Below are 16,283 nucleotides of genomic sequence, written 5' to 3' on the forward strand. Positions count from 1 at the left end.
GCCCGCGACGACACAGGGTGTGGTCGCCCTGATGTCCACCCATCAGACGCCCGTTTCCGGTCCTGGGCAACCTCACCCTGTGTCCAGAGGCTGTCAGAGCTTGGGCAGCACCGCCGTGTGCTCCTTGCGCACAGCCTCGAGGGAGTGCGGGTCGAGGCCGATCAGGTGCAGGATGCTGGGGGCGATCTGGGTCGTCAGCACCGCTGCACCGTTCACGACGCCGTGGGGCGCGCCGGCGCCGGAGACGACGAGCGGGACGTCGCGGTCCGCGGGGACGTCACCGCCGTGCTCGGCGATCTTCTTCACGTTGCCGGTGTAGACGACGCCGTAGCGGACGATCCCCACGAGGTCCGGGGCGTGCGCGTCGCCCTGGGGCGCGCCGAAGAGCGTGTCGACAGCCGTCCCCGTGTAGACCTTGGTCAGGCCGGAGGCGGGGACCGTGGTGGAGTACGTGCCCTTCGGGTCGCCGTCCTTGTTCGCCGGGGCGGAGTGGGAGAGCAGGTAGCCCTTGACGAAGGAGAGCGCGGCCGGCGAACGGTCGGCGAGCCACATGAGCATGGCGTCGTCATTGACGGCGAAGGCCACGAGCGGCGCGGCACCGGCGTGGGTCGAGGCCCAGCCGGCGTTGATGCCGTCGATGATGGCGCCGTCGTCGACGCGGCGCAGGGCGGCGCGGTCGGTCGGCGACTGGCCGTGCTTGGCCGACAGGATGATCGTCGTGCTGGAGTCGAGACCGCGGTGGTGGATCTCGTCGCGCAGCCTGCCGACCTCGGTGTTGACGTAGTCCATCGCGCGTGCGAGCAGGGGCCCGGGGGTCCCGTCCGGGTTGTAGCCGCCGGCAAGGCCGTCGGAGGTGGGCAGCTTCTCCGCGGTGGACACCGTCTGGAAGTTCATGCCGAAGGCGGCAGGCGTGCCGACGCTGCGCACGCCCGAGTGGTCCTTGCCGTCGATCTCGTTGAGGACGGCCGCCACCTTGGTGCTGTCGTACTCCTGCGTCAGGGCGTTGTCCGTGGTCCAGTCGTCGCCCGCCGAGTCAGCGGCGCCGTTGATCTCGGGCGTGAACAGGTCCTGCACGCCCGTCCCCGACGGTCCGTTGAGGATCTCGTAGGCCGGGTGCTTGTCGGACCACGCCGTGCGGAGGCCGTGCGCCCGGGCGACCTCGAAGACCGTGTTCACCCTCAGGTCGTTGTGCGGGTAGACCGGCGTGCACGTCTTGCGGGCGATGGGCAGCGCCGCGGGGTCGAGGAGCGCCTGTGGGGTGGGCGTCATCTTCAGGATGGCCTTGGTGATGGCGGCCGAGTCGGCGAGCGTCTGCGCCTTGGTGTTGGACGGCAGCTTCACGAGCGAGGGATCATTGATCTTCTGGCCCGCGTCGAGCGTGATCGGGTTCTGGGACTTGTCGATGCCCTCCGTCCACGGCACCTCGGTGCCCGGCGCGGCGGTGGAGCAGTCCAGGGTGGCCGGCGGCAGCAGGGCGTGGTTGTACGTGTCGTCGTAGTACACGTTCGTCGTGCCGGGGCCTCCCCCGGTCAGCTGCGCGACCATGCCGGGGAAGGAGTCCGAGGGGAAGGTGGTCTTCGCGTGCGTGTACTCGATGCCGTGCGAGACCAGGGCCGCGAGTGCCGAATGTGGGTGTTGCGCAACGTAGTACGCGAGGTCGGACTGGTGCAGTCCGTCCACCGAGAGGAGCAGGACGTGCTGGGCCTTGGGCTTTGCCCCTGCCGTGGCGGAGCTGGGCAGCGCGGCGCCTGCCCCGACCAGGCCGATGCCCGCTGCGACGGCCAGGGCGACGGAACGACGATTCATGATTCCTTCCTCGACGCGCCCACCATGGCCGCGGTCACCACTGGTATAGCGAGACGAGGGCGTCCTCCGGGAAACCTCAGATGAACACCACAAGTCCCCCTCGCATCGGCTCGAGGAGGACGGCCGCCCAGTCGGAGCGTCGGCACGTCGGAGCGAGCTAGCCGTGACGGAGGAGGCTCCCTGTCCTCACGTCTGGTGCGCCGAGGCGCGCCGCGTCGGCGGTGTGGTCATCGGGCTGCTGCTGTGACTCCCGCTCGGCCTCGACGCGGGCGGCGTAGTGCTCGACCTCCCTGGCGATGTCGGCCTCCGTCCAGCCGAGGACCGGAGCGACGATGCGGGCCACCTCGGGGGCGGCGCTGAGCCCCCGGTCGAAGGTCTCGATGCTGATCCGGGTCCTGCGCGCGAGCAGGTCGTCCAGGTGCAGGGCACCCTCGTGGCTCGCGCCGTAGCGCAGCTCGACGCGCAGGTAGTCAGGGGCCCCGGCCAGTGGCTTTCCCAGCTCCGGGTCCTCGACCACGAGTCGGAGCAGCTCGTGGACCAGCGATCCGTACCGGTGCAGCAGGTGCTCGACGCGGGCGACGTGGATGCCGGACTCGTCCGCGAGTCGCTGACGGGCGTTCCACAGAGCCGGGTAACCCTCGGCCCCCACGAGCGGAATGCGGTGTGACACAGAGGATGGCGCCGCAGGCCCGACGGAGTGGAGTGCAGCGTCGACCGCGTCCTTCGCCATGACGCGGTACGTCGTGTACTTCCCTCCCGCGATCATGGTCAGCCCCGCGACCGGGGTGACCACGGCGTGCTCGCGGGAGAGCTTGCTGGTGGTGTCGGACTCGCCCTGGAGCAGTGGCCGCAATCCTGCGTAGACGCCCTGGATGTCCTGGTGGGTGAGCGGAGTGGTCAAGAGCCGGTTCGCCTGGTCCAGCAGGTAGTCGATGTCGGAGCGGCTGGCCGCGGGATGCGCCAGGTCGAGGTTCCAGTCGGAGTCGGTCGTGCCGATGATCCAGTGATCCACCCAGGGAATGACGAACAGCACGCTCTTCTCGGTCCGGCTGATCAGCCCGACCGTGGCGTTGATCCTGTCCCGTGGGACCACGAGGTGGATGCCCTTCGACGCGCGCACGCTGAGCTGTCCGCGCCCACCGACCAGCTGCTGGAGCTCGTCGGTCCAGACGCCTGTCGCGTTGATCGTCTGCTTGGCGCGGACCTGGCTCTCGGCGCCGCCCTCGAGGTCGGTGACCACGACCCCCGTCACGCGGTCTCCCTCGCGCCGGAAGCCCGTCACGCGGGTGCTGGGCGCGCAGACGGCGCCGTAGTGACGTGCCGTGCGGGCGAGCATCATGGTGTGGCGTGCGTCGTCGAGCTGCCCGTCGTAGTAACGGATCGCGCCGACCAGGGAGTCCTTGCGCAGCGCCGGGAAGAGCCGCCGCGCCGCACCGCGGCTGAGGTGTTTGTGCGTGGGGACGCCGTGTCGGCCGCCGAGGACGTCATACAGGGCGACACCAGCCCCCACGTACAGCCGCTCCCAGCCTCGGTGCTGGAGGGGATAGAGGAACGGGACGGGGCGGGCCAGGTGCGGGGCCAGCGTGTTGAGGATCAGAGAGCGTTCGCGCAGCGCCTCCCTGACCAGCCCGAACTCCAGCTGCTCGAGGTAGCGCAGTCCGCCGTGGACCAGCTTGCTGGAGCGGCTCGACGTCCCCGAGGCGTAGTCGCGGGCTTCGACGAGGGCCACCGACAGGCCCCGCGTCGCCGCGTCGAGGGCGGCGCCGGCACCCACCACGCCGGCCCCCAGGACGACGACGTCGAACTCCCGGGCAGCAAGCTGGGCGAGGGCGTCCGCGCGCTGTTGTGGACCCAGTGCACCGTGCAGGTTGCTCATCAGTTCCTCCTGTGTCGTCGGGGGTGGGCGTTCATGAGATCTCGACCCAGTCGAGCGTTCGCTCGACGGCCTTGAGCCACTGCCGGTGGCCGTCCGCGCGTTGATCCGCAGTCCAGGACGGCGTCCACTGCTTCGACTCGGCCCAGTTGGACGACAGCTCGTCGACTCCGGACCAGAACCCGGTGGCCAACCCGGCGGCATACGCTGCCCCCAGAGCGGTGGTCTCGGAGACCACGGGACGGCTGACGGGTATGCCGAGGATGTCTGCCTGCACCTGCATCGCGAAGTCGTTGGCGGTCACTCCCCCGTCGACTCGCAGCACCTGCAAGCTGACACCGCTGTCCTGCTGCATCGCGGCCACGACGTCCTTGGACTGGTAGCAGATCGACTCCAGGGCAGCCCGTGCGAGATGCGCCCGGGTGTGGAACCTGGACAGGCCGACGATGGCTCCGCGTGCGTCCTGCCGCCAGTGCGGCGCGAAGAGGCCGGAGAATGCCGGGACGAAGTACATGCCACCGGTGTCCGGGACGCTGCGCGCCAGCGCCTCGCTCTCTGCGGCGTCGCCGATGATGCCGAGCTGGTCCCGCAGCCACTGGATGGCCGATCCCGTGACGGCGATGGAGCCCTCCAGCGCGTACGTGGGTGCCGAGCCGCCGAACTGGTAGGCGACCGTGGTGATGAGCCCGCGGGTCGAGTGGACGATCTCGTGCCCGGTGTTCAGCAGGAGGAAGTTGCCGGTGCCGTAGGTGTTCTTGGCCTGCCCGGCTTCGAAGCAGAGCTGGCCGACGCTTGCCGCCTGCTGGTCCCCGAGGTCACCGGCGAGCGGGACCGCGCCACGGAACGGCCCGGCGGCCAGCGTGGCGCCGTAGTGCTCAGGGTCCGAGGAGGGCCGTATCCGGGGCAGCATGCGACGCGGTACGCCGAAGAAGCCCAGCAGCTCGTCATCCCAGTCCAGGGTGCGCAGATCCATCAGCATCGTGCGACTCGCGTTGGTCGGGTCCGTGACGTGGACGCCGCCGGAACGGCCGCCGGTGAGGTTCCACAGCAGCCACGTGTCCGTGGTGCCGAACAGAGCGCGCCCGGCCTCGGCAGCCTCCCGAAGGCCGTCCACGTGCTCGAGGAGCCACTGCAGCTTGCCGCCGGAGAAGTAGGCGGCGGGGGGCAGCCCGGCACGCTCGCGGATGACGTCCCCGCGTCCGTCGCGCTCGAGGGCGGCCGCGATCCGGTCGGTACGGGTGTCCTGCCAGACGATGGCGTTGTGGAAGGGCCGTCCGGTCACGGGGTCCCACACGACGGTGGTCTCCCTCTGGTTGGTGATCCCCACCGCGACAAGGTCGTCGGCTGTCAGGCGCGCCTTGTCCAGGGCCACCTCGATGACGTTCTCGGTGCGTCGCCAGATCTCCAGGGGGTCGTGCTCGATCCAGCCGGCCCGCGGGAGGATCTGCTCGTGTTCGAGCTGGTGCGTGGCGACCACCGCTCCGCCGTGGTCGAAGATCATGAAGCGGGTGCTGGTGGTCCCCTGGTCGATGGCCCCGACGAACTCAGCCATGGGACCCGGCCGGGGGTGGCGTCGGCCGGTATCCCAGCGCCTGCGACACCTCGCGGGCTGCCGACACCACGAGCGGCGCCACCTGACGGACCCGGTCCTCGTCGATCTCGAAAGCCATGGCAGACATGCTGATCCCGCCCGTGGCGACGCCCCGGTGGTCGCGGACGACGGCCGCCACGCACCGGGTGTGCAGCTCGTTCTCCTCGTCGTCCGTCGCGTAGCCGCGGCGCGCGATGAGGCGCAGGTGCTCCAGCATGGCCTCGGGATCGGTGATGGTCCGCGAGGTCATCGGCGGCATTCCGGAGCGCTGCAGGATCCCCCGCACCTCCTCCTCCGGCAGTGCGGCCATGACCGCCTTGCCGATACCCGTGCAGTGCATCTGGATGCCCAGTCCGACCCGCGACCGCATCTCGTAGGCGCGCCGGCCCTCGATCTTCGCCACGTACACGGCCTGGTCGCCCTGCCGGAGCGCGAAGTGGACGGTGTGGGTCGTCGCGTCCCGCAGCTGCTCCAGGATCGGGGTGACGATGCCGAGGGCGGCATCGGAGGAGGCCTGGACCGAGAGGGTCAGCAGGCCGGCCCCGGGTAGGTAGCCGTGGTCACCGTCACCGCGGACCCAGCCCAGGCTCACGAGCTCCTGGATGATGCGGTGCACCGTGGAGGTGGGCAGCCCGGTGGTCCGGCTGATCTCACTCACCCCCGAGTGCTCGGTGAGCGCCTCGACGACGCGGACCACCTTGGCCACCGCGGTGGCGCGGTCCGCTGACCCGCCGTTGGCCGGCCCTTCCAGGTTCACGCTCATCGCGCCATCCACCCGCCGTCGACGACGAGGGTGTGGCCGGTCACGTACCGGGCGGACGGCCCGGCGAGGAAGACCACGGCGCCGGTCAGGTCCTCGGGGGTGCCCCAGCGGCCCGCCGGGATCCGGGCCCGGATGGCGGCCTCGCGCTCCTCGTCGGCACGCAGGGCGCTGGTGTTCTCGGTCGCGATGTAGCCCGGGGCGATGGCGTTCACCGTGACCTGGTGCGGCGCCCACTCGTTGGCGAGCGCCTTGGTCATCCCGGCCAGGGCGTGTTTGCTCGCGGTGTAGGAGGCGACGTTGATGCCGCCCTGGAAGGAGAGCAGCGAGGCGGTGTTGATGATCGAGCCTTCGCGTCGCCGGACCATCGGGGCACCGACCGCTTGGGACAGCACGAACGCGGAGTCGAGGTTGGTCGACAGGACGCGACGCCAGTCGGAGAAGTCGACCTCGAGAGCCGGGGCGCGGGAGATCATCCCGGCGTTGTTGACCAGGATGTCGACCTGGCGCTCCGCCACCAGCTCGCGTGCCGTGCGCCCGGCCGCCTCGGGTTCGGACAGGTCACCGACCACCGTGCTGACCTGGCGACCCAGCGCCGCGCACGCCGCTGCCGTCTCGCTCAGGCTCTGCTCGCTGCGCCCCCAGAGGATGATGTCGGCACCGGCCTCGGCGAGCGCCGTGGCCATGGCTGCCCCGATCCCCCGGGCCGCGCCGGTGACCAGCGCGGTCTGGCCGCCGAGTCCGAAGCGGTCCGTCATGCCAGGCTCGCGGTGTCGACCGGGTCCATGTCGTTGTAGGCCAGGTTCTCTCCACCGGTGGCCCAGACGAACTTGTAGGACGCGGTGCCGGCCCCGAAGTGGACGGACCACGGGGGGCTGATCACGGCCTGGCGGTCGGCCACGATGATGCTGCGGGTGCTCGACGGCTGTCCGCACAGGTGGACGACGCGCTCGTTCTCGGGCAGGTCGAAGTAGAGGTAGGTCTCGGTCCGGCGGTCGTGGGTGTGGCAGGGCATGGTGTTCCAGACACTCCCGGGAGCCAGCGTCGTGATGCCGATGGCCAGCTCGCACGAGGCGACACGGTCGCCGTGGACGTACTTGCGGATGGTCCGCTTGCTGGCGGCAGCGTCGTCGCCGACCTCGACGACGTCGGCCTCGTCGCGCGGGATGAGCGTCGTGGGCAGCTGGCGGTGGGCCGGCACGGAGACCAGGTAGTAGGCGGCGTCTCCGGCCACGGTGACCGTGCCCGTCCCCGCGCCGACGTAGAGGATGTCTTCGGCCTCCATCGCGTAGCCCGTCCCATCGGCGGTGACGGTCCCCTGGCCGGACAGGCACACGATGCCCAGCTCGCGGCGGTCGCACAGCGCCTCAGCGCGCACCTCGTCCGGAGCGACGAGCTCGAGCGGCTGGTCGCCGGGCATGGCGCCGCCGATCAGGACACGGTCCCCCTGGCTCAGGCAGAAGCGCAGCTCACCGGGGGCGAAGAGGTCCTCCACGAGGAATCGCTCGCGCAGTGCCGCTGACGGCAGCGCGTCGAACTCGGTCGGATGGGTGGCCAGTCTGACGTCGGTCATCGCGGGTGCCTTCGTGTTGGGTGGCGATCGATTGCTTCCCGTCTGACGGGAAAGCCTTCCCTTCTGGCGGAATGAGCACCAGTATGCACGTGAGCAACGGATTACGCCAGAGCAGCCGGCCCGGCCCCACGGCATCCGATGACATCCACAGAGAGGTGGACCACCATGCGAACCCGAACCACGATCAGCGCCGCTGGCGCTGCACTGGCGGCGTTGACCTTCACCGCGGCGTGCGCGCCCGGCTCGTCCTCGTCGACCTCGGACTCGTCCAGCCCGAAGACGATCGACGTCAAGAGCTTCAAGGGCAAGACGCTCACCTACGTCTACTTCACGGACGGCCCCGACGAGCAGGCCACCAGGACCGCGATCTCCAAGTTCGAGTCCGAGACCGGCGCCAAGGTCAACCTCCAGATCCTGCCGTTCGCAGACATCAACACCTCTCTGCAGGCGCGCCTGTCGGCCGGCAACGCACCCGAGGCCGCCCGCGTCGCCGACTGGCACCTCTTCAAGGACGAGGCGGTCGACTTCAAGCAGTACTTCGGCAAGGACTACGCGTCCCAGTTCACGCCGGGCGCCGCCAGCACCGTGCAGGACGGCAGCGGCCACATGTACGCGGTGCCGAGTGACATCACCATCAATGGCCCGATGATCAACGTCGACGCGTTCAAGAAGGCCGGCGTCGCGGTCCCCACCAAGTGGACGTGGGACGAGCTGGTGGCCGACGCCAAGAAGGTGGCCGCGGCGAACAACATGAAGTACGCCGTCGCCATCGACAAGTCCGGCAACCGGCTGAGCACCGTCCTCAGCCAGTACGGCACCTCCATGATCGGGCCGGGCAACAAGAACGTCCTGGACAAGGCCAAGGCCACCAAGGCCCTCACCTTCTTCACCGACCTGGTCAAGAGCGACGTCGCCCCCAAGGACTTCTGGCTGGGGTCGGGCAGCAAGTACACCGGCGCCAACGAGATCTTCCTCGCCAAGCAGGTCCCGGTGTACCTCTCGGGCCCCTGGCAGGTGGGCGCCTTCGCCAAGAACGCCAAGTTCACCTGGGCAGCGGTCCCCAACCCCTGCGCCGAGCGGTGCGGCGGCTTCCCCGGCGGCAAGTACATGACCGCCTTCAAGAACAGCAAGCAGCCCGAGCTCGGAGCGGCCTTCGTGGAGTGGATGAACCGCTCCCAGAACCAGGCCGAGATCGACAAGACCGCCTTCTGGCTGCCGACCCGTGCAGACCTGACCAAGTCGGGCATCCAGTACCCGAGCCGCAACAGCGACATGTCGGTCTTCGTCTCCCAGATCTCCGAGACGCCTACCGACACCTGGGCCGGGGAGGCCAGTCCTGCCTTCACCAACGCGGCCAAGGCCCTGATCGCCGAGACCGACAAGGTCGTGGCCGGACAGCAGGACGTCAAGACCGCCGTGGACAACCTGTCGAACGCGGTCGACAAGGCGATCAAGGGCGCGTCGTGACCACCCTCGCCCCGCAGGTCGGGCGCCAGCGTTCGCGCCGGCGCCCGACCAGCCGGACCCTTGCGCCATACCTGTTCGTCTTCCCGAACATGCTGATCTTCGCCGTGTTCACGATCTGGCCGGCCATCAACGGCTTGAACCTGAGCTTCTACGACAGCAGCAACGGGCGCACCTTCCGCCCGGTCGGGACCGAGAACTACACCTCGATCCTCAGCGACGCGGAGTTCTGGGCGGTGGTGCGCCACACGGCGGCCTTCACCATCGGCTTCGTCGCCCTCTCGACCGCCGTGGCGACCGCCCTCGCCCTGATGCTCCATGCGCAGCGTCGCGGGCGGGGTGCGCTCAGCGCGGCCTACTTCCTGCCTGTGCTGATCTCCCCCGTGGTCGTCGGCATCGTCTGGCGCGCGGCCCTCGACCGTCAGACGGGTCTGGTGAACCAGGTCCTCTCCGCCGTCGGCCTGGGCCAGCCGGGCTGGCTCGTCGAGCCCAGCCTGGCCATCGTGGCCATCATCCTGGTGGGCACCTGGATCCACCTCGGCTTCTACGCGATGATCCTGCTGTCCGGACTCCAGTCCATCGACACCTCGCTGTACGAGGCGGCCAAGATCGACGGCTCCACGCCGTGGCAGTCCATCCGCCTGATCACCCTCCCGCTCCTGCGACCCACCATGATGGTCGTCATCATCCTGGCCACCATTGCCGGGTTCCAGGCGTTCGACTTCATCTACACCCTGACCGGCGGTGGCCCGGTCCGGGCGACGACGCTCATGGTGCAGTACATCTACGAGAACGGGTTCAGCTACCCGATCGCGTACGGCCTGGCCAGTGCGGCCGCAGTGATTCTCTTCGTGGTCGTGTTCGTCGTGACCTTCGTCAACTACGTGATCGGTCGAAGGAGTGAGGCAATATGAGCGCCCAGCCGTCCACCCAGAGTCGCTCGGTGTCCCCCTCGTCGGGCCCCGCGAGCCCCGCGAGTCGCACCTGGTCCTCCACCACAGGTCGCCCGCCGTCCACCGGCGCGGTCGTACGCACCACCGTGCTCATCGCTGGCGCGCTCGCGGTCGTCGCCCCCGTGGTGTGGGCCGCCCTGGCGTCGTTCAAGACCCAGTCGGAGCTGGCGCAGACGCCACCCACCCTCTGGCCGCACCAGCCCACCCTCGACAACTACACGACCGGGCTCAAGGCCTTCGACTTCACGCACTACCTGACCAACAGCCTCATCGTGACCGTCTCCGCGACCGCCCTCACCCTGGTGATCAACTCGATGGCTGCGTACGGCTTGTCCAAGTACAACTTCCGTGGACGGACCGTGCTGTTCCTCATCACGTTGTCCACCATCATGATCCCGCTGCAGGTGATCCTCCTGCCCGTCTACCAGATCGTCTCCAGCCTGGGCATGACGAACTCCCTGCTGGGGCTCATCATCCCGCCCGCGGCAACACCGACGGGCGTGTTCCTCCTGCGGCAGTACATGCTCACGCTGCCCGACGAGATGATCGAGGCGGCGCGCATCGACGGCGCCGGCGAATGGGGCATCTTCTGGCGGATCATCCTGCCGCTGAGCCGCCCCGCGCTGGCGGTCGTGGCCATCTTCTCGGTCATCTGGCGCTGGAACGACTTCCTCTGGCCGCTCATCGTCGCCCAGGACGAGTCGAAGCAGACCCTGCCGGTCGCCATCGCGCGGTTCGCCAGCCAGCAGGCCATTCCCTTCAACCAGATCCTGGCGGTGTCCGTCGTGACCATCATCCCGGTCGTGATCATCTTCCTCATCCTGCAACGCCAGATCATCGCCGGACTCGCCCAGGGGGCCATCAAGTGATCGATGCAACACCCCCGGCCAGCACCAGCGGCCGGACCGCGCACACCCTCGACGCGCGTGGGTTCATCCGGGACTGGCTGGTCAGCCCCGCGTGGAGCTCGCCGTGCGACGACCTCGACGAGGTGCTGGCCTCCGACGGGAGCCCCTGGGGACCCCAGGGGCGCTGGGTCCTCACCAACGGGCCGGACGTCGCGCCCCTGAAACGGGTTCTGTACCAGCGGCACGCGCTGCTGACCGACCAGCCGTTGCCCGAGGTGGTCGAGCACGGCGAGCTCAGCTGGACCCGTTCCGCCGGGGACACCCCTTCGACCGGGGGGTGGCAGCGGGTGCACACAGGCAGGGACGGGCTCGTCGACTGGAGCCAGTTCTGCTTCACCCCCGAGTACCGCCACGCCGTCGCGGCCACCACTCTCGAGGTGGACCAGGCGGAGTACCGCGTCCTGGAGGTGTCCAGCACCGGTCCGGTGGCCGTGTTCGTCGCCGGAGAGCTGCTCCTGGCGACCGACGACTTCGGCTACATGGACCCGATCACGCACCGCCTCCGGGTGCGGTTGGAGTCCGGGACCACCTCGGTGGTCGTGGCGTCCTGGCAGGTCGCCTTCCGGGAGGTCCGGCAGGTCCTGGCCGTGCGGGTGGAGGGGTTGCCGGTACGCGTGGTCATCCCCTCCCCCGGCTCGGACGAGCACCACTCGCGGTACGCCGAGCAGCTGCTCGACTCCGTGGGCGTCGGTCCGTGGGCCGCCGCGGAGGGCACCACGACGGTCACCGGTCCTCGTGGCGCCAGGCTCCTCGTCTCCCTCGGCGACGGCCCGACACAGTCGCTCGTCCTCGAGGGCGGCCGCGCGATCCTGGACCTGACCCGGGTGCACCACGACCCGGACTCCGAAGGGGCCGCGTCGATGCTCAGCACCGGCGAGAGCGAGCTGACCCTTCGCGTCGACCGTGACGACGTGCCGATCTTCCGCACCGCGCGGATCGCGACGCTGCCGCCGAGGCGGCGCGACCGGCCCGAGAGCGACGACCCACAGGTGTGGCGTCGAGAGTTCCTCGAACACAGTGCAGGCGGGGTCCCGGGGACGGCCCGGGCACTGGCCCGGGAGGCCCTCAAACCCGGCCAGCCTCTCGACCCGGCAGACCTCGAGACGCCGTTGAGGATGATCGGCTCCCGGTACGACTGCGCGGACTTCGAAGCTGTCGGGCTCGTGCACCTGTGGCGACGTCTCCCCGATGAGTGCTGGACCGACGACTCCCGAGCTCGGGTCCGGGACGCGCTCACCACCTTCAAGTACTGGATCGACCAGCCGGGCCTGGACGCGATGTGCTACTTCACCGAGAACCACCAGTTCGTCTGGCACACCGCTGAGCTCCTCGTCGGTGAGATGTTCGCGGACGAGACCTTCAGCGGCACCGGCTGGACCGGTCGTCAGCACGCCGAGCACGCGTATCCCCTTGCGCAGGAATGGATCCGGCGCAAGCTCGCGGGCGGCTTCAGCGAGTTCGACTCCAACGCATACCTCGCCATCGACTGCTTCGCGCTCGTGTCGCTGGTTGAGTTCGCCGAGTCCCAGGAGCTGCGGCACCTGGCCGAGGCGCTGCTCGACAAGTGCCTGCTGACGCTCGCCACGAACTCGTGGAAGGGGGTGCACGGAGCGGCCCACGGCCGGTCGTACACGCATACCCTCCGGTCGGGTCGGTTCGAGGAGACGGCGCCGATCATGTGGCTCCTGTGGGGAGTCGGCGCCCTGAACGACGCGACCCTGCCTGCGACGTCGCTCGCGACCGCGGAGCACTACTCGCTGCCCCCGGTGATTCGCTCCCTTGCCCAGCAGCCACCCGAGGAGTGGGACGGCAGGCAGGTGTACCGCGGCGAGTACCGGCTCCACCACGACCTCCTGGAGCGTCCCTACGGCTCCGATCTGCGCGTGTGGCGCACCCCGGACGCCATGCTGTCCAGCGTCCAGGACTACCGCTCCGGGTTGCCCGGACTCCAGGAGCACATCTGGGGCGCCACCCTCGACTCCGAGATCCAGGTCTTCGCCACGCATCCCGCTGCCGACACGATCAGCGCCTCGGCCCGACCCAACAGCTGGGCCGGTCAGCTGGTGCTCCCCCGGGCGCACCAGGACCGCGACACGGTGCTCGTCCTGCACCGCATACCGGACCACGACTGGATCGGCACCACGCACGTCTGGTTCCCCGCAGAGCTGTTCGACGAATGGCAGCAGGTCGGCTCCTGGCTCGCGGGACGCGTCGGCGACGGCTACGTGGCCATCGCGACCGCTGGCGGCCTCAGGCCACAGCTGACCGATGACGAGTCCTGGCAGTCCTGGTGGCCGAACGGGGACGGCCGCAGCTATGTGGCGACTGTCGGGCGCCGCGCGGTGGACGGCCCGTTCGCCGACTTCGTCGCCGCCTTGTCCGAGCCGACTTTCGACGGCTCGCGGGACGAGCCCGCGGTGGGCTGGACCGCCAGGGACGGGCGCGTCCTGCACGTGGCCTGGTCCCAACCGTTCACGGTCGATGGCCGGCCGTCGGCACTCGGCCCGGACGGCCGCCTCGAGACTCCCCCACACCTCGCGAACCCGGCGTGCCGGCAGGAGTTCGGGGCAGCCAGTCTCGAGGTCGAGTGGGAAGGCGAGAAGCTGCTGATCGACTACCAGCAGGGGCGCCGGCTCGAGCCTGCCAGCGGCGTGGCCGCCTCTCTGCGCGAAGCCGGAGGTCAGCGCGATGGCCGGTAGGGACCTCACCTCGAGCCGCTTCGCTGCCCCTCCGTTGCCGCCCCTGACGGGAGAGGCTCTGAACGATGACGCCCTGCGGACACTGGGGAGGCAGATCGAGGACAAGACCTGGCGTGACGGTCTGCCGGACTTCTTCTGGGGCGAGGGCGTCTGCCTGCTCGGGATGATCCGGTTCGCCGAGGCCACGCACGATCCCTTTCCCCCTCGAGTCCGCGAGTGGCTCGACGAGCGCGCACGCGGCGACCTCGTGATCGATCACGTGAACCACCTCGCTGCCGGGACCGCCGCGGTGCTCGACGGCACGCCGTCGTCCTCGGCCCTCGCGGAACGGTTGCTGGCGTGGCTGCAGACCTCGTCCGAGGTGACGTATGCCGCGAACGGCGCCATCGAGCACTGGCCGGATGGAGTCTGGGCCGACAGCGTCTTCATGGGAGGGCTGTTCGTCGGCCACCTCGGCGAGGCCCGAGGTGACGCGAGCCTCGTCAGGGAGCTGGGACGCCAGTGGCTCGCGCATGCCGAGATCCTGCAAGACGAAGGCACACGACTGTTCGTGCATGGATCCCATGCGGGAAGGCCCATCCGGTGCTTCTGGGGCCGCGCCAACGCGTGGATGGCGTTGGGGGCAGTGGAGTTCCTCGAGCTCGCCGAACGCCGCCCCGACCTCGTCGACCAGCATGCGGTCGAGGACGTGCGCACCCGTCTGGCGCGTCAGCTCGAGGCGCTGGCGGCGTGCCAGCCGGACCACGGCGTGTGGAGCGTCCTGGTCGATGACCAGCCCGAGAACGCGGGAATCCTGGAGACGTCGGCGGCGGCCGGTCTCGGGGCGGCAATGCTACGAGCAAGCCGGGTGATCCCCGGGCTCCCGGATGCCGTGGTCGCGGCTGGCTGGCGAGCGGTCGCGGGCGCACTGGCGTATGTCGAAGACGGGACGCTCACCCGGGTCAGCGCCGGCACCGTGCTCCAGCTGGTTCCGTTCGGGTACAGCGTGATCCGCGACGACCGGCCCCAGCTCTGGGGTCAGGGTCTGGCACTGCACGCGGTCGCGGCTGCCCTCGCAGCGCGTCAGGACACCCCAGCCACGCTCACCCCCCGTCACAGTTCCGAGGCCCGGCGATGAGCACGATCCTCTGCGTCGGTGAGGCGCTCATCTCGCTCACTCCTCCCGTCGGGACCCCTCTGCAGGAGGCCACCGACCTGCTCATCAGCACCGGTGGCGCAGAGGTCAACGTCGCCGCCCACCTCGCCCGACTCGACGTGCCGACGCGCTTCGCCGGCAGGGTCGGCGATGACCCTTTCGGTGCTCGCCTGCGGCAGACGCTGACCGAGCTGGGCGTCGACACCCACTTCCTGGAGTTCGACGTAGAGCGCCCGACAGGGCTGTACGTGAAGGACGCCAACGGTTCGGGGACGACGATGCGCTACTACCGCAACGCATCCGCTGCCACGACCTACCGCCATGTGCCGGACGAGGCCCTCGACGACGTGGACCATATTCACGTCACGGGCATCACACCGGCCCTGTCGCAGGACTGTCGGCGCCTCGTCGAGGACCTGCTCGCGCTTCCTGACGTGACGACCTCGTTCGACGTCAACTACCGCAGCGCCCTGTGGGGCGTGACTGAGGCGGCCGGCATACTCCGGTCTCTGGCCGAGCAGGCGGACACCGTGTTCGTGGGGCTCGACGAGGCCGGCGATGTCTGGGGCTGTCGCACGTTCGACGATGTCCGTCGACTCCTCCCCCAGCCATCCGAGCTCATCGTGAAGGACGGCCCTCGTGAGGCAGTCGCATTCGTGGGCTCACGGGTGGTGAGGGCGCCAGCACCAGCCATCGAGGTCGTGGAGCCGGTGGGCGCCGGCGACGCCTTTGCCGCGGCGTACCTGGCCGCTCGCCACTACGGGCACGACCCGGAAGTCGCTCTGCGGTGGGGACATACGCTCGCTGCTGCGGTCCTGCAGGTGCTCGGGGACCACGGGGTGGCCATGGACCGAACCACGCTGGAGGGACAGGCCCGTGACGTGGCGGTGAACCATGGCGCCTGACCTCCCGGCCTTCGTCGATCAGGTCTCGCGGGCGCGGATCATCCCGGTGCTGCGGACCCAGAGCGCCCACGAAGCGGTCAAGGCGGCCGGCCGTTCCTTCGACGCGGGACTCACCCTGGTGGAGCTGACAGCCACGACGACCGACTGGCCACTGGCGCTCCAGCAGGTGCGCAAGGACCACCCGGATCGCCTGGTGGGCATCGGCACCGTGCTGGACCCGGCGGATGCTCTTCGGGCTGTCGATGCGGGGGCGGACTTCGTGGTCTCCCCCTGCCCCGTGCCCGCTGTGAGGGGCGCGCTCGAGGGACAGATCCCGCTGATCGAGGGAGGGCTGACCGTCGGCGAGATCCTGGCCGCCGCGAAGCACGGCGTGGCGAAGCTGTTCCCGGCTCACGTCGGCGGGGTCACGTATCTACGCTCCCTGCTTGCCATCGCGCCCCACAGCCGGATAGTCCCCACGGGGGGAATCCCGCTCGCGGACGTGTCCCAGTGGTTGGCTGCCGGCGCGACCGCCGTCGGGGTGGGTCGTGACCTGCTGGAGGCTGACGACATGGTCGCCGCAATCCGCCAGGCACTGGAGACGCCCGTCTAGACCCGCGACGTGGCGACCGCGAGC

13 protein-coding genes are annotated in these 16,283 nt (G+C 69.7%); 7 read left to right on the forward strand and 6 right to left on the reverse strand.

The genetic code is table 11. The features are described from left to right. Positions 1-93: 93 nt before the first annotated feature. From BJ986_RS15690 to kduI, 6 genes are all read right to left on the reverse strand, one after another. Entirely contained in the window at positions 94-1,806 is a 1,713-nt protein-coding gene (locus BJ986_RS15690; RefSeq protein ID WP_179423220.1) for an alkaline phosphatase family protein, read from the reverse strand. A gap of 157 nt (positions 1,807-1,963) precedes the next feature. Next, entirely contained in the window at positions 1,964-3,682 is a 1,719-nt protein-coding gene (locus BJ986_RS15695) for a glycerol-3-phosphate dehydrogenase/oxidase (protein ID WP_179423222.1), read from the reverse strand. A 31-nt stretch (positions 3,683-3,713) separates the two neighbouring features. Beyond that, complete coding sequence (gene glpK, locus BJ986_RS15700; RefSeq protein ID WP_179423224.1) at positions 3,714-5,231, reverse strand: glycerol kinase GlpK; 1,518 nt, start codon at positions 5,229-5,231, stop codon at positions 3,714-3,716. Next, positions 5,224-6,033: an IclR family transcriptional regulator gene (locus BJ986_RS15705; RefSeq protein ID WP_179423226.1), complete on the reverse strand. Its 810-nt coding sequence runs from the start codon at positions 6,031-6,033 to the stop codon at positions 5,224-5,226. The genes glpK and BJ986_RS15705 overlap by 8 nt, the downstream gene beginning before the upstream one ends. Further along, complete coding sequence (locus BJ986_RS15710) at positions 6,030-6,788, reverse strand: SDR family oxidoreductase (protein WP_179423228.1); 759 nt, start codon at positions 6,786-6,788, stop codon at positions 6,030-6,032. Before BJ986_RS15710 ends, BJ986_RS15705 begins: the two co-directional genes overlap by 4 nt. Further along, a complete protein-coding gene (gene kduI / locus BJ986_RS15715) occupies positions 6,785-7,603 on the reverse strand; it encodes a 5-dehydro-4-deoxy-D-glucuronate isomerase (protein WP_179423230.1) in 819 nt (272 codons plus the stop codon). The genes BJ986_RS15710 and kduI overlap by 4 nt, the downstream gene beginning before the upstream one ends. A 165-nt stretch (positions 7,604-7,768) precedes the next feature. On the opposite strand from kduI, the gene BJ986_RS15720 reads away from it, so the two are divergent. From BJ986_RS15720 to BJ986_RS15750, 7 genes are read left to right on the forward strand one after another with little or no spacing between them, the layout of a single operon-like run. Beyond that, on the forward strand, positions 7,769-9,070 hold the full coding sequence (locus tag BJ986_RS15720) for an ABC transporter substrate-binding protein (protein WP_179423232.1): 1,302 nt from the start codon (positions 7,769-7,771) through the stop codon (positions 9,068-9,070). Then, positions 9,067-9,981, forward strand: coding sequence for a carbohydrate ABC transporter permease (locus BJ986_RS15725; RefSeq protein ID WP_337795440.1), 915 nt, complete (start codon positions 9,067-9,069; stop codon positions 9,979-9,981). The genes BJ986_RS15720 and BJ986_RS15725 overlap by 4 nt, the downstream gene beginning before the upstream one ends. Continuing rightward, on the forward strand, positions 9,978-10,889 hold the full coding sequence (locus BJ986_RS15730; RefSeq protein WP_179423234.1) for a carbohydrate ABC transporter permease: 912 nt from the start codon (positions 9,978-9,980) through the stop codon (positions 10,887-10,889). Before BJ986_RS15725 ends, BJ986_RS15730 begins: the two co-directional genes overlap by 4 nt. After that, positions 10,886-13,627 carry a hypothetical protein gene (locus BJ986_RS15735; RefSeq protein ID WP_202881269.1) on the forward strand — a complete coding sequence of 914 codons (2,742 nt, stop codon included), beginning with the start codon at positions 10,886-10,888 and terminating at the stop codon, positions 13,625-13,627. The genes BJ986_RS15730 and BJ986_RS15735 overlap by 4 nt, the downstream gene beginning before the upstream one ends. Further along, a complete protein-coding gene (locus tag BJ986_RS15740; protein WP_179423236.1) occupies positions 13,617-14,744 on the forward strand; it encodes a glycoside hydrolase family 88 protein in 1,128 nt (375 codons plus the stop codon). Before BJ986_RS15735 ends, BJ986_RS15740 begins: the two co-directional genes overlap by 11 nt. After that, complete coding sequence (locus BJ986_RS15745) at positions 14,741-15,667, forward strand: sugar kinase (RefSeq protein ID WP_179423238.1); 927 nt, start codon at positions 14,741-14,743, stop codon at positions 15,665-15,667. Before BJ986_RS15740 ends, BJ986_RS15745 begins: the two co-directional genes overlap by 4 nt. After that, positions 15,657-16,259, forward strand: a complete 603-nt coding sequence (locus tag BJ986_RS15750; RefSeq protein ID WP_179423240.1) for a bifunctional 4-hydroxy-2-oxoglutarate aldolase/2-dehydro-3-deoxy-phosphogluconate aldolase — start codon at positions 15,657-15,659, stop codon at positions 16,257-16,259. The genes BJ986_RS15745 and BJ986_RS15750 overlap by 11 nt, the downstream gene beginning before the upstream one ends. Positions 16,260-16,283 lie beyond the last annotated feature (24 nt).

Source organism: Pedococcus badiiscoriae (genome assembly GCF_013408925.1).
Lineage (GTDB): Bacteria > Actinomycetota > Actinomycetes > Actinomycetales > Dermatophilaceae > Pedococcus > Pedococcus badiiscoriae.